General features: G+C 69.6%; 11 protein-coding genes and 2 tRNA genes. 6 read left to right on the top strand and 7 right to left on the bottom strand.

Annotation, left to right across the window (positions count from 1 at the left end; genetic code table 11):
* Positions 1–25: 25 nt before the first annotated feature.
* The 3 genes from AC3EO7_RS22600 (at position 26) to AC3EO7_RS22590 (ending at position 2,588) form a co-directional block, all read left to right on the top strand.
* Positions 26–1,180, top strand: a complete 1,155-nt coding sequence (locus AC3EO7_RS22600) for a DNA cytosine methyltransferase (RefSeq protein WP_435592330.1) — start codon at positions 26–28, stop codon at positions 1,178–1,180.
* A 4-nt stretch (positions 1,181–1,184) separates the two neighbouring features.
* The gene (locus tag AC3EO7_RS22595) at positions 1,185–1,604 is read left to right on the top strand and encodes a very short patch repair endonuclease (RefSeq protein ID WP_431966512.1); all 420 of its coding nucleotides are present in this window, start codon (positions 1,185–1,187) and stop codon (positions 1,602–1,604) included.
* A gap of 273 nt (positions 1,605–1,877) precedes the next feature.
* The gene (locus tag AC3EO7_RS22590; RefSeq protein WP_431966510.1) at positions 1,878–2,588 is read left to right on the top strand and encodes a DUF998 domain-containing protein; all 711 of its coding nucleotides are present in this window, start codon (positions 1,878–1,880) and stop codon (positions 2,586–2,588) included.
* Here the strand turns inward: AC3EO7_RS22590 and AC3EO7_RS22585 are convergent.
* Positions 2,575–4,152: an esterase-like activity of phytase family protein gene (locus tag AC3EO7_RS22585; protein ID WP_435592329.1), complete on the bottom strand. Its 1,578-nt coding sequence runs from the start codon at positions 4,150–4,152 to the stop codon at positions 2,575–2,577. The two genes, AC3EO7_RS22590 and AC3EO7_RS22585, sit on opposite strands and share 14 nt — an antisense overlap.
* A gap of 88 nt (positions 4,153–4,240) precedes the next feature.
* Here AC3EO7_RS22585 and AC3EO7_RS22580 point away from each other — a divergent pair, with 88 nt between their 5' ends.
* Positions 4,241–4,660 (top strand): RidA family protein, encoded by a 420-nt coding sequence (locus AC3EO7_RS22580; protein WP_435592328.1) that lies wholly within the window; start codon positions 4,241–4,243, stop codon positions 4,658–4,660.
* Between the two features lie 67 nt (positions 4,661–4,727).
* Positions 4,728–5,456: a maleylpyruvate isomerase family mycothiol-dependent enzyme gene (locus AC3EO7_RS22575; RefSeq protein WP_431966504.1), complete on the top strand. Its 729-nt coding sequence runs from the start codon at positions 4,728–4,730 to the stop codon at positions 5,454–5,456.
* Positions 5,457–5,463: 7 nt separating this feature from the next.
* Here the strand turns inward: AC3EO7_RS22575 and AC3EO7_RS22570 are convergent, their stop codons facing one another.
* The 5 genes from AC3EO7_RS22570 to AC3EO7_RS22550 form a co-directional block, all read right to left on the bottom strand.
* Entirely contained in the window at positions 5,464–8,250 is a 2,787-nt protein-coding gene (locus AC3EO7_RS22570; RefSeq protein WP_431966502.1) for a CHAT domain-containing protein, read from the bottom strand.
* 2 nt (positions 8,251–8,252) lie between these two features.
* A complete protein-coding gene (locus AC3EO7_RS22565) occupies positions 8,253–9,659 on the bottom strand; it encodes a lipase/acyltransferase domain-containing protein (RefSeq protein WP_435592327.1) in 1,407 nt (468 codons plus the stop codon).
* A gap of 396 nt (positions 9,660–10,055) precedes the next feature.
* Positions 10,056–10,128 (bottom strand) — tRNA-Arg (locus tag AC3EO7_RS22560).
* A 35-nt stretch (positions 10,129–10,163) separates the two neighbouring features.
* Positions 10,164–10,253, bottom strand: a tRNA-Ser gene (locus AC3EO7_RS22555).
* Positions 10,254–10,344: 91 nt separating this feature from the next.
* On the bottom strand, positions 10,345–11,058 hold the full coding sequence (locus AC3EO7_RS22550) for a dienelactone hydrolase family protein (RefSeq protein ID WP_431966498.1): 714 nt from the start codon (positions 11,056–11,058) through the stop codon (positions 10,345–10,347).
* Between the two features lie 193 nt (positions 11,059–11,251).
* Here AC3EO7_RS22550 and hisC point away from each other — a divergent pair, with 193 nt between their 5' ends.
* The gene (hisC, locus tag AC3EO7_RS22545) at positions 11,252–12,328 is read left to right on the top strand and encodes a histidinol-phosphate transaminase (RefSeq protein WP_435592326.1); all 1,077 of its coding nucleotides are present in this window, start codon (positions 11,252–11,254) and stop codon (positions 12,326–12,328) included.
* A 62-nt stretch (positions 12,329–12,390) separates the two neighbouring features.
* Here hisC and AC3EO7_RS22540 read toward each other — a convergent pair whose 3' ends face one another.
* Complete coding sequence (locus AC3EO7_RS22540; RefSeq protein ID WP_435592325.1) at positions 12,391–13,443, bottom strand: alpha/beta hydrolase-fold protein; 1,053 nt, start codon at positions 13,441–13,443, stop codon at positions 12,391–12,393.
* Between the last annotated feature and the right edge of the window lie 260 nt (positions 13,444–13,703).

Here is a 13,703-nt window from a genome sequence, read left to right as displayed (position 1 = left end):
GCCCGTCGTGGAATCACGAGAAGGGATGACTGTGACGGGCGGGCGGATGGTCGGGCTGTTCGCCGGGATCGGCGGACTCGAGCTCGGCCTCGCCGAGCACGGCTGGCATTCCGAGCTGCTCTGCGAGATCGACGTAGGGGCGCAGGCGGTGCTCGCGGCCCACTTCAGCGACGTTCCGCTGCATTCCGACATCACCAGACTGCGCGGCATCCCGGCGGGCACCGAACTCGTCGCGGCCGGATTCCCCTGCCAGGACCTCTCGCAGGCGGGGCGCACCGCGGGCATCACCGGCCAGCGCTCGGGACTCGTCGACGAGGTGTTCCGTCTGGTGCGCCGCAAGCGCGGTCCGCGCTGGCTGCTGATCGAGAACGTCCCTTTCATGCTGCAACTGGGCCGCGGCGCGGCCATGCGGCACATCACCGAGGCGTTGGACGAGCTCGGCTACACCTGGGCATACCGCGTCGTCGACGCGCGGGCGTTCGGCCTGCCGCAGCGCCGCCAGCGCGTGCTCATGCTGGCCTCGCGCACCGAGGACCCGCGCCGCGTGCTCTTCGGCGAGGACGCGGGCCCGCTCGAGCTCGGCGACGCCGACAGCGACCCCTGCGGGTTCTACTGGACCGAGGGCGTGCGCGGGCTCGGGTGGGCGGTGAACGCGGTACCGACCCTGAAAGGCGGGTCGGCGCTGGGCATCGCGAGCCCGCCCGCCGTGCGGCTGCCGTCCGGCGAGATCGTGACGCCGGGCTTGGTCGACGGAGAACGGCTGCAAGGCTTCGCCCCCGACTGGACCGCGCCTGCCACCACGGTGCGCGGCATCCGGCAGGGACACCGCTGGAAGCTGATCGGCAACGCGGTGAGCGTGCGGATGGCGGCCTGGGTAGGCGGCAGGCTGGCCGCGCCGCTGGATCCGATACCGCACGATCAGGTCCTGCTGCCCGGTCAGCCGTGGCCGATGGCGGCGTGGGGCCGCGCCGGGACCGCCTATAGGGTGCCGGTGTCCAGCTGGCCGGTGCACGAACCCTACGAGGACCTGAAGGACTTCCTCATCGACTCGCGATTGCTCTCCGCGCGGGCCACCGCCGGATTCCTGCGCCGGGCCGGGATGGGCACGCTGCGCTTCCCCGACGGGTTTCTCACCGACATGGAGAACCACCTGGACCGCATGGGCGGCTGGGCGGCCTGAGCCGATGATCGAGCGCCCACGCACCGACGCCGCGACCAGTGCCAGGCTGGCCAAGCAGCGGCGCAGCGGAACCGCGCCGGAATTGGCACTGCGCCGCGAACTACACCGGCGCGGCCTGCGCTATTTCGTGGACCGCGCGCCACTGCGGGGTCAGCGCCGCCGCGCCGACGTGATCTTTCCGCGGCGCAAGGTCGCGGTGTACGTCGACGGGTGCTTCTGGCACAGCTGCCCCGAGCACGCCACCTCGCCGAAGAACAACGCCGAATGGTGGGCCGCCAAGCTCGCGGGCAATGTGGCGCGCGACCGCGCCACCGACGCGACGCTGCACGACGCGGGCTGGCAGGTGGTGCGGATCTGGGAACACGAGGACCCGGCCGCCGCGGCCGATCGGGTGCAGGCAGCGCTGGGCCGGGACCCCGGCTGACTCGGGCGCGCCGCTAGCGGTTGCGCCTCCGGACCAGGGTGCGCGGTGCGTGCGCGGCGAGATAACCCGACACCACCATGGTGGCCATCATCGCCAAACCGGCGACGGCTGTCGCATATCCGATCATGGAAACCTCCTCACTCGCTTCCACTCCAGACTTGCCGGACAAGCTGACAGTAGCCTGTGCACCAGGTGGTAATGCCGTACGAACCGCTGGCAACACGCTTGTTCTTCCTCGGACTCCACACCCAGCGGTTCGGGACAATGGGCAGAGTGACCGACGACGGGAACAAGATCGCCGAACGACGCGCACCGATCGCGTCCTGGTTGATCGCCGCGGCGATCGCGGTCGCCGCGCTCTGCTATTCGTCCTGGGTGCTGGAGTTCGTGCTGCCCATCGACTCCAATCCCGTGAACGAGTTCCTCAGCGAGCTCGACGCGGAAGGCAAGCCGTACCGCGAGGTATTCGGGACGGGCGACAAGATCGTCGGGGCGCTGCTCGTCCCGGCCGCGCTCGGCGGGCTGCTGATCTTCCCCCGGCGCAGGCTCACGACCGTCGGCTGGGTGGCGCTGGCCTGCTTCGGCGCGTCGACCATCGCCGACGCGCTACTCCCGCTGCGCGACTGCACCCCGGGCGAGCCGGGCTGCGGCGGGCCGAGCGAGCTGTTTCCGCAGCTGCACCAGCCGCACGCGCTGACGAGCACGCTCGCGGTCACCTCGATCGCGATCGCGGTCTTCGCGTTCAGCCTCGCGGCGTTCCGCTACCACCGCTGGCGGATTCTGCGCGAGTTCGGGGTTGTCGTGCTGGTGCTCGGGTCGGCGGCGACGGTGTGGCTGCTGGTGGCCGACAACCTGCCCGGCGAGTACGCGCTCGGCATCGCCCAGCGCATCCAGGTCGGGTCCATGTCGCTGTGGCTGCTGACGCTGGCCGTGGCGGTGGTCGTCGAGGGCAGGGAATGGACCGAACCGATCAGCCGACCTTGACGTGCACCCGGTGGGTTTCGGTGGCGGCGGGCAGCTTCGCGGTGTCGACGACGAGGATCTCGCCGGTGTCCTGGCGCCCGTCGGGCAGCGTCTTGGGCTTCAGCCGGAACGGCGGCTGCTCGCCCTCGCTCGCCGCCAGGCCGAAGTCGCTGTCGTTGGCGATGTAGATCGTCTTGCCGCCGTCGGTGCTCGCGATGCCCTCGACCTTGTCGTGGCCGAAGAAACGGCCCTGCGCGTCGAGACCCGCCACCAGTGCGGTCAGATCCAGGTTGCGCTGCTTGGCGACCGGCGTGATGCCCGCCTTGCCAAGCGCCGCCACCGCGTCGTCGGTCGAGACCGGGCCGACCAGCGTCTCCAGCGGTTTGCCGTCCACGAGCAGGCCGCCGAGCTCCGGGTCGTACTGCGCGCCGGGCACCTTCGACTCGGGGCCGACGTCGGTCGCGCCGGAGGTGTCGATGGTCCAGATCTTCTTGTCCGACTTCGGGGCCAGGTTGCCGTCGCGCTCGTCCACCAGGAAGGTGGTGGCGCTCAGCGCGGTGATCTCGGAGACGGCGACCTTGGTCTGCTTCGGATTCGCCAGCGGGTAGACGAATTCGCGCTGCGCCTTGGTCTTGAGGTCGACGGTGACGATGCGGGTCATCGGCACGTCCTTGGCCGACCCGTCCAGAGCGGGTGTCTTCAAACCGCTTTGGACGACGCCGACCAGGGTGTTGCCGTCCGGAGTGACGGTCAGTCCCTCCATGCCCTGGTTCGGGGTGCGCAGCGCGAGTTCCTTCGGCAGACCCGCGCCGGGGGCGAGGCGCTCGATCTCCTTGCCGGTGGCATCCAAGTGCACCAGGAACGGGCCGTATTCGTCGGAGACCCAGAAGGTTCCGTCGGGCAGTGCGACCAAGCCCTCCGGGTCGAGGCCGTGATCGGTGGCGGGCAGCACCGCGCCGTCGAGGTCCTTGATGGTCTCGCCGGTGTTCGCGGCCACGTCGACCTGGCCGTTGAACGGGGTGCCGTCGGCGCGGCGCAGCTCGATGGTGGACTGGAGCACCACGCGGGCGCCGTCCAGCTCGAACCGGCCGATCTTGGGAACGAATCGGGGTGTCGGCGCGAGCTTTTCGTTCTTGCCGGGACCGTCCACGTTCGGGCCGCAGTCGGTGAGGCCGTAGAACTCGTCGGCGCGGCCGGGCACCGGGGTCCACGCAGAACCGAAACCGCTGCCCTGCACGGTGATTCCGCCGAACTCGCCGAGCGGCGGAATGTCGGTGGCGTACAGGCGGACCGCGTCGCTCGTGGTGACGGTGAAACCGTCCGTTCCGCGGTACCCGGCGGCCGGGGTGTATTCGAACGCGCCGTCGGCGCGGCGGACGACCGTGCCGTGCTCCGGCTCCGCCGTCACCGCGATCGGGGTGCGTCCGCCGGTCGCGGCCTGCAACTGGTCGAGCGTGATCACCACCGAACGGTCTTGTGCGGTACCGAAATCGGCGCCGTCGCCCTCGGCGGCGCACCCCGCGGCCGTGGTGGCCACGCAGACGATCGCGGAGCAGGTGAGCAGGAGACCGGGTCTGGCAATCACCCGGCATGCCTATCGCGCCGACCCATCGCGGAGTCGACGCCGGGGTTAATTGTTGGTCACGGCGGACACCGGCGGCCATGCTGTCGCCATGACCAAGCGTGTGAACATCTCCTCCGAATCCGAGTTCGAAGACGTCGTCGGCTACTCGCGAGCCGTGCGCGTCGGCGACTTCGTCGCGGTCAGCGGGACCACGGCCGCGGCGCCGGGCGGTACCGCCGTCGGCGGGGACGACATCGGCGAGCAGACCAGGGAAGCCCTGCGCCGCATCGCGGCCGCGCTCGACGAAGCCGGTGCGCGCATGGCCGACGTCGTCCGCACCCGGATCTTCGTCACCGACATCGGCCGGTGGCCCGAGGTCGCCGCCGCGCACGCCGAGGTGTTCGGGTCGATCCGGCCCGCCGCGTCGATGTACGAGGTGAAAGCGCTCATCACGCCCGCATTGCTGGTGGAGATCGAGGCCGACGCGGTCGTCGCCGATGAGCGCTTGGATCAGCTCGTCGCTGGGTAGTCGTCCACTCCGGCCGCGCGCGCGTTTTCGACGGCTGCGCCCAGCTGCGCCCATTAGGGTCGACACCGTGACCAGCGACGCGCAGGATCCCACACCACACGATCTGCTCGACCAGGTCGCCGACGCGACCGCCCGGTTGCTCGAGACCGTGAGCGGTCTGCGCGACGGTGACGTCATCGAACCCTCGCTGCTGCCAGGCTGGACCCGCGGGCACGTGCTCGCCCACCTCGCCCGCAACGCCGACAGCCTGGTCAACCTGCTGATCTGGGCGCGGACCGGCATCGAGACCCCGCAGTACGCCAGCTCCTTCGTGCGCGAATTCGACATCGACGCGGGCTCGCCGCGGCCGGTCGCCGAACAACTCCGCGACATCGAGGCCGCCGCCAACCGCTGGTCCGCGCTCGCGAGCACCGCGTCGCGGGAGAACTGGAGCGCCACGGTCCGCACCCGCGCGGGCCGCGCCATCCCCGCGGCCGAGATCGCCTGGATGCGCCTGCTCGAAGTCGAAATCCACCACGTCGACCTCGCCGCCTCCTACACCCCCGCCGACTGGCCTGCCTCCTTCGTCGCCCGCGCGCTCCCCCGCGTCACCGCCGACCTCGCCAAAGTTCTCGACCCCGACACCCCGCCCTTCGACGTCCGAGCCGCCGACCTCGACTTCGCCGCCTCGCTCGCCCCCGGCGACCCGGCGCACACCGTCCTCGGCCCGGCTCCCTCTCTCCTCGCCTGGCTCATCGGCCGCTCCCCCGGCCGAGATCTGTCCGGTCCGTTGCCCGACCTTCCCGCGTGGCGCTGAGCCGCCGTCAGCGATCCGGTTGGGCGAAGAATTCGACGCCATCGGTGATGGTCTTGACCAGCGTGCCGCCCGCGACCAGATTGTCGACCAAGGCGATGGCCTGATCCGATCTGGCGGCCGTCTTGGCGAGTACCTGTGGCAGGTCGAGCCTGCCCGATCCGATCGTTTCGACGATGTCTTGTTTGCGCAGCCTGTCCAGCGCGGCCGCCACATTCAGCCGTCGCACCACGCGCCCGTCCGCGAGCTGCTTCTGTTCGGCGGTCTCCAGCAGCAGGGCTCGGACGTGGGCGGCGTCGAGCGTGCGATCGGTGGCCCAGACGATGAGCGCCGCGATGGCCGCTTCGTACGCCGCCGACGTGCCGGGCAGCGTCCGGGCGGCGACGACATCGATAGGCCCGGCACGGTCCTCGATGGTGCCCGCGATCAATACGCGCCCACGCGCCGCGCCCGGGACTTCCCCGAGCCCCGAGTCCGCGGTACAGACGACGAGATGGTCCGAGCCGTCGAGCATCGCGGCGTCCGGGACATCGTCCGCCACGACGATGTCGGCGCCCGCCTGCTGGACGAGCCGATCTCGATCCGCCACACCCTCGAGGGAGATCACTTCGGCGAACACGGCGGCGCTGTCGCCGGTTCCGAAGGGCACCGCCCGTCCGGCTACGCCGTGTTCTCCGGCGAACTGGGTGATCGTGCGCGCGAGCTCACCGGCGTCCGACATCGGCCCCGCGAGGGCGAGCCGCAGCGGGCGCTCCCTCCTGCCCAGGTCCGTCGCGGCGGTGAACAGATCCTGAGCGTTCACCGGTGCGGCGACTTCCTCGATGTCCTGGCGCGCGAGGTTCGCGAGCGATTCCGCCGTCGGGGGTGTCGGACAGGCCCGCACTCGGTCGGCGAGCTGGTCCCACTGTTCGAGGTGCGGCAGATCGGCGTACAGGCGCGAAAGGGCGGTCGGTCCGAACCGGATGAGGACCGGCTGATTACGGCGGATCCACTGCCACACCTCGGGCCAGGCCAGCAGGTCCAACCGTATTTCCCTGGTCCGCGACGGCATGTCGGCGCGGTCGGTCAACCCGGCGACGCCGTTGGTCGAGGTGATCGCGACCCGTGCGGGCAGGCGCCGATCCAGCATTTCCGCCAGCGCGCGCAGCGTAGCGGCACCTCTCGTGTCGTCGGCGAGCAGCTCCGCCTCGTCGACAGCGAGTACGAAGCGCGTGTGCTCGAGTTTGCCGAGCAGGTTCCGCCAGAGATCGGTCGGGTCCTTCGCCAGGCGGTCGCGCGGCACCCGCAGGCCGCTTTCGGCCATCGCGGCGGCTACGGCGTCATGCAGTATCCCGACCGGATTCTGATCCTGACGTTTGCGTTCCGCCTCTTCGAGCAACCAGCGCGCGCCGACGAACACCCGGACGACGTCGTCGTCGAGATCATCGAGCACGCGGTCCATGAACGCCGACTTGCCGCTGCCCGCAACTCCTTTGACGTGCAGCAGCCGAGCCTGCGCGGTTCCCGCCAGTACGTCGATGGCCTGCCGCAGCTCGATCAGTCGCGAGATGAACCTGCGGTCGCCCTGCACGATGCCGAACGGGCGGTAGACGCGCGGCGGCAGGTCGATCGGCTTGCCCGCGCTGCGCTTGTCGATCAGCGCGCCCGGCTCGTTGGCGCCGACGTGCAGCGTCGGCACCACCCAGTTCAGCTTGGTTCCACCGGCGGACTCGTCGGCCGCGATCTCCTGCCTGGCCATGCGCAGCGCCGTCACGACGGAGTGCCCTGCGGTGATCGCTTCGTAGAACGAGCTGGTGAAGATCTTCTCGGTGTCGAACGGCAGCACCGTCTGCATGCCGATGACCATCGGGCACACGGCGCGCACGAAGTGGTCGGCGGTGGACATCTGACCGCGCCAGTCGTCGCCTGCGACAGCGGCAGGGGCCCGCGCGGTCTCGCACCCCGCGAAGACCGCCAGCCGCAAGTCGGGTAGTTCGGAGAGAATGTCACAGAGTTCCCGGTTGTGGACGAAACGGCCACGGCCGCCCGCGTCTTCGAGCTTGAAGCCGTTCGGCGCGGCATGCCCGAGATAGTGGAATATCTGGAATCCATCGGACTGGCAGCGAATGGTCCGACGGATTCGTTCGGTCGACGGCCGGTCCTCTACGACGACGTTGAGCTTGCCCTGCCGCACGAGGGGGCGCAGCCCGTCGAGCAGCGATCGCTTCGCCTCGTACAGGTCGAACAGCGCCTCCTGGTTCTGCTCGCCGACCTTCGGCATCGGGCTGGACATGACGATCAGGACGTTCAAGGGCGCCTTGATCGGGTCTTGGGCCTGCTGAACCGGATAGGTGCGGAAGCGCCCGAGCCGCAGAATGTGGGTGTCACGAGCGCAGGCGAGGAGGTCGACCCCTCTGGCGATGCCACTCTCCGGGTCGAGCAAGAGCTCCCACGGCCAGGCGTTGACGTGCTGGGGCGCCGATTGGACGCGTACGAGCACCTGCGCCCCGATGTGGCGGGCGGCGCCGCGTGTTCGCGCGAACAGATTGCGGATCTCGGGTACGTCGAACACCAGTCGCGTCAAGATACGTCCGACCTCGACGGCGGCCGGTTCGGCGCCGGAACAGGCGTTGCGCACGACCGCGTTGAGCCACTCGGACGGCGTTTCGAAGCCGTGGGACAGAGCCCAGGTGGGCGGCGTCCGCGGCACGGCGTACACCGCTCCCTGGGGCGAGGATGCCGAGACCCACACGCGCCCACCGGCATCCAGCACACTGATGTCGAATCGGTGGAAGGCTTGCGTGGGCTCCGGCGGCATCGTTATCCCGGCCCTTCCGCGCTGCGGGCTAGCTCATCGAGATCTATTACGCTCACCAGATCGGTCACCGGGTGGACGGTGTCGGCGGCCACGGTCACCCGGTAGTCACCGGGGAGCAGGTTCGCCAGGGTCACCTGCCGCCAACCGTCGGACGCCTCGGTCAGCGGATGCACGCTGGACACGCCGCGGCCGAGATCCTCCACCGTCGCGACCAAGGCCGCCTCGCGGGCGGCGGTCTTCGCGCGGACGACCATCGGTTCGGCGGTGGTGACGTCCTCCACCTCGAGCGCGACCGGGTCCTGCACTGCGGGAAAGACATCGACGCCACCGAACTCGGCGGTACGCAGCACGCCGCCGACGTGGTCGAGCACCGGATCGTCGTTCTGCAGCGAGCCGTGCTTCTGGCTCACGAACGAGGCGTTACGCCAGCCGTCCATCAACTCGTGCGGGATGGCGGACACCTTCGGGACCGTGCCGTCGCCGCCGTCCTCGCCCGCGGCCTTGCGCGCCCACAGCACCTCGATCCGGTCGTCGGCGAATCGCGCGGCCCACCTTGTCGGCTGGAAGTCGCCGATGACCGGCCGGATCTCGTAACCGGGTCCGGTTTCGGCGATCCGGTCGTCGACCTGCTTGCGCAGGCCGCGATGCAGCTCGACGGCGGCCCGCAGACGGTCGGCGTCCACGCCGGTCCTGCTCCAGTCCAGGCTGGGGTCGTCGAGATTCAGCCACGTACCGTCGGGCCCTGCCACGCAGCGGTACGACGGCAACAGCTGATACGCCGAGGTGAACGAGCGCAGCAGGTCGGAGAGGTCGACGTCGAACGGCCCCCAGTTCTTGCGGAAACCGTTCGCGAGGAATTCGAGCGCGTTGATCGACCCGGAATAGGGCGTGCCGAAGGTGATCAACGTGCGGGTGTCCTTCCATCCGTCGAACTGCTCCAGGTAGAGCCGCGAGACGATACCGCCCATCGAGTGCCCGATCAGGACCAGTTTCGCGTCGGCGTTGCCGGACTTCTCCCGCCAGTTCCGCAACCAGTCGTGCGCCGACCTGGCGAGCTTCGCCGCGGCGACCCGGTTGTCGCGCCGCCAGTCGTAGGGAAACTCGAAATAGTTCTCGCCCGCGACCGCCCCGAACCGCTCGACCAGTTGTTTGCGGCACCGGGTGTAGCCGTCGATCTTCCAATCCAGACCGGGCACTATGTGCAGATCCGGCACCACCCGCGTCGCGACGACGCCGTCCACGTCGTCGACGGCGGGATCGTCGCCGTCCAGCCGCAGCCGCTTGATGCTGCGACCGAGGGACAACACACCGCGCAGGACCGCGCCCGGCGTGGGAGCCCACAGCTCCTTGCCCTCGCGTGCCAGCACGGAGCCGCCGATCCCCGGGATCAACACGACCACGTCACGCATGTCCGGCCTCCGTCCGTTCGTGTGTGATCTCCACGCTCTCGCGTTCGGTGGCCGGAATCACGAGTACTCGGGTACTCGAAAGACCTGGTCAGGCCTGCGCGCGGCGAGGCCGCGATGATCGAGACCGGAGGCCGTCACCAGGCGATTCGTCGGGCGAACCGCCCGACTTGCCGAGCGCCGGCGAGAAATGCGTGTACGCAACGACTTCCGGACCCGGCCGGCACGATCGGTCCGCCTCCGCCCCGAGATTCCCCCATCCCCGCCCGCACCGCATGCGTACCCCGCTACCCACGTTCCCCAATGGTCACTACGCATACCGGCCGGTCGGCCTCCCCGACCATTCGCACTCGCATGACAAAGGCCCCTCCCGAGTGCAGGAGGGGCCTTTCGACAAAGTGCGCCCGAAGGGATTCGAACCCCTAACCTTCTGATCCGTAGTCAGATGCTCTATCCGTTGAGCTACGGGCGCATTACCTTTTCAGTTGTCACCCGGCGAACCGGGTGTGGCGGAGGCGAGAGGATTTGAACCTCCGGTCCCCGTGAAGGGACAACTCATTAGCAGTGAGTCCCATTCGGCCGCTCTGGCACGCCTCCTGGAGCCTTCTCTTCGAGGGCACCGGTCCTTTCGAACCGCCGAGCATGAAGGTTACATGACCCAACGTCCGGATAACAAAACGCCTGGTTATCAGCGTAAGTTGCTGTCGAACCAGTCGAAGATCCGGGTTTGGGAGTCGATGGCGGAGTTGCCGTCCTCGTCCTCGGCGTCCGGGGTGTCCGCGCGGTGGTGCAGACCGGGGTAGGTGACCACGAGGCTGGCGACGCTGGCCTGGGCGGCGGCGTCGCGCAGACGGTCGACGTCACCGGGCGGGGTGGCCGGATCGTCGGAGCCGAACAGGCCGAGCCAGGGGGCCTGGAGGTCGGGGGCGACGCGCACGAGCGCCTCGGCCTCGTCGGTGAGCGGTTCGGTGATGCCGGAGGCGGCGATGCTGACCGCGGCGCCGATGGGCCGGTTGGTGGCGACGAGGAAGGCGGCGGTGCCCGCGTGGTCGAAGCCGAGCACGCCGATGCAGTCGGGGAAGACGCCGCGCCGGGTCAGCCAGTCGAAGCAGGCGTCGAAGTCGTCGAAGAGCTCCTCGCCGAAGACCTCGTGCGCGGGATCGCCGTTCGCCCGATGGAACAGGTTGGGCGCGACGACGGTCCATCCCTCGGTGGCGAGCGCGCGCATGAACTCGAGCAGTGCGCCGGTGAAGTCCCGTGATTCGTGCAACACCACGATTCCGCCGCGCGAATTACCCTCCGGTTCGATCACGGTGATGGGCACCCGGCGACCTTCGATGGGGCGCTGCTCGAGGTCTTCGCCACCACGTAGCGGGGCGATATCGTCATAAATGCCCGACATGGAACCAGCCTAGGGCGAGCCGCTGTTCTTCGCGAGAAATTGCACGTGAGCGGCCATTACCCGCAACATTTCCGGAATGGAAGCCGCGATTCCGGCGCCTTCGGACGACGCCCGTCGCCGGCCCGCGGGTGGCCGCGGCCGAGGCGGAGGTACGCCTGGGCGCCGCTCGCCCCGGGCCATTTAGGGTGGAGGGGTGACAGCGCGCATCCGGCCCGACCTCTCCGCCATCCCGGCCTACACGCCCGGGCGCAGCCATCCGGGCGCGGTCAAACTGGCCAGCAACGAGACCACCCTGCCCCCGCTGCCCGCCGCGGCGAAGGCGATCGCGGAGGCGGCCGAGCTCGCCCACCGGTACCCGGACAACCAAGCGAACGAGCTGCGCGCCGCGCTGGCCGAGTTCCTCGGGGTCACCATCGAGCACGTCGCGGTCGGCTGCGGCAGCGTCGCGCTGTGCCAGGAGCTGGTCCAGATCACCTGCGCCGCACCGGCCGACGAGGTGCTGTTCGCTTGGCGCTCGTTCGAGGCGTACCCGATCGTCACCCAGGTGGGCAACGCGACGGCCGTGCAGGTCCCGCTGACACCGGAGCTGACGCACGACCTGGACGCGATGGCCGCCGCGGTGACCGACAACACCCGGCTGATCTTCGTCTGCAACCCGAACAACCCGACCGGCACCGCGCTGGGCCGCGAGGCGCTGATCCGTTTCCTGGACGCCGTCCCCTCGCACGTGCTCGTCGTGCTGGACGAGGCGTACTACGAGTACCTGCGGCTCACTCCGCAGGATCGGCCGGACGGCGTCGAGCTGGCCCGCACCCGGCCGAATGTGATTGTGCTGCGCACTTTCTCGAAGGCCTACGGGCTCGCGGGCCTGCGCGTCGGCTACGCGGTCGGCGATCCGGAGGTGATCGCGGCGCTGATGAAGGTGCACATCCCGTTCAGCGTGAACCGGGTGGCCCAGGCCGCGGCGATCGCCTCGCTGGAGGCGCGCCACGAGCTGCTGGAGCGCACCGACGCGGTGATCGTGGAGCGCGATCGGATGCGCGCGGCGCTGCTCGCGGCCGGTTACGCGGTGCCGTCGAGCGAGACCAATTTCGTCTGGCTGCCGCTGGGCGCGCGCAGCGGGGAGTTCGGCGAGGCGAGCGCGGAAGCCGGTGTGCTGGTGCGGCCGTACGGGACGGATGGCGTCCGCGTGACGGTCGGCGATCCGCACGAGAACGACCGGTTCCTCGACTTCGCCACCGATCCCGGCGTGCTGGCGCGCTTCGCCTGAGATCGGGCGCGACCCCGGTCGGCGTCCGAGCGAGGTCGCCGGTACGACCACGCCCCGCGGCGTCAGCGGATCGCGGGGTACACCGTCGGCCACGAGGCGGCGAGTTCGTCACCCCAGTACGGCCACGAATGCGTGCCCGTAGCACGGAAATTCGCGGTGACCGGAATGCGGAGCGAGGTGAAGCGGTCGACCAGCCTGCGGGTGCACGCGTTCGTCGCGGCCTCCAGCGGTCCGCCGAATCCGATGGTGCTGACCACGTCCGTCTTGCCGGGCACGTCGTACTTCCCGGGGATACCACTGCCGACGGACAGATAGATCGCCTTGCCGCGCAGCGCGTCCGCGTGCAGCACCACGTCGTGGGCGAGCCAGTCCGGATGCCCCTCGGAGCCGAACATGTTGTCCGGCTCCCCCTGATAGGTGGCCACCACGGCACGGGCCTGCGCCTGGCCCATATCGGTTCCCGTGGAGAAGCATCCGCTGTGCGCGGCCACCGCACGGTAGAGCTCCGGCCTGCGGAAGGCGAGCATCATCGCCGCCTCCGCACCCATCGAGACGCCCATGATCGCGTTGCGGCCGTTGCCCTGGAATTCCGCGTCGATGAGCGGCGGAAGTTCCTTGGTCAGGAAGGTTTCCCAGCGGTTGGTGCCGAGCACGGGATCGGGGCGCTGCCAGTCGGTGTAGAAGCTGGCCGGACCTCCGACGGTGAACACCACGTTCACGTCTTTGTCTTCGTAGAAGCGGTCGGCGTGACCGAGTTCGATCCAGTTGTTGCTGTCGGCTTCGGCGCTGCGCCCGTCCAGCATGTAGACGGTGGGCCTGCTGTGGTTCTGGTCGCGCGGCAGCAGCACCTGCACCTGCACGGTGCGGCTCATCGCGGGCGATTTCACGAACACGCGGACTCTGCGATCGGTGATCGGTTCGACGCGCTCGATCGAGGGCGTGTCGGCAGGCGCGGTGGTCGGCTCGGCGGCGCCGGGGCCGTCGGAAGACCCGGTGCTCGGCTTGTCGGGCGCGGCCACCGTGGGAGGTGCTCCGACCCCAGCCGCACCCGTGAGCAGTGCGGCGCCCATCGCGACGACCGCGAGCCGTCGCCGCATCCAACGCCGAGACAGCATGCCTGCCATGGTGCCAGATGGCGTGCGGCCCACTCGACCCGCGATACGGGATTCGAATGATTTGTGACGAGCGCCACTTTCGCGGTTCGGCGCCCGGCGAGGCTAAGTGCGAATACTCCGAATTCGGGCACACCGCCAGCACACTCGCCTTACGCTGCGTCTCGGGCGCTTCTTGGCACGTCGATGGGGACCGCCATGACCGGACGACACAGCCACGACCCTGACAGAGGTCGGCATTCGGCACGCCCGCGTCCGCACCG

The sequence above is a fragment of the Nocardia sp. bgisy118 genome (genome assembly GCF_057708605.1).
The sequence above is the reverse complement of the archived record's forward strand: the minus strand, read 5'-3'. Positions and strand labels throughout refer to the sequence as shown.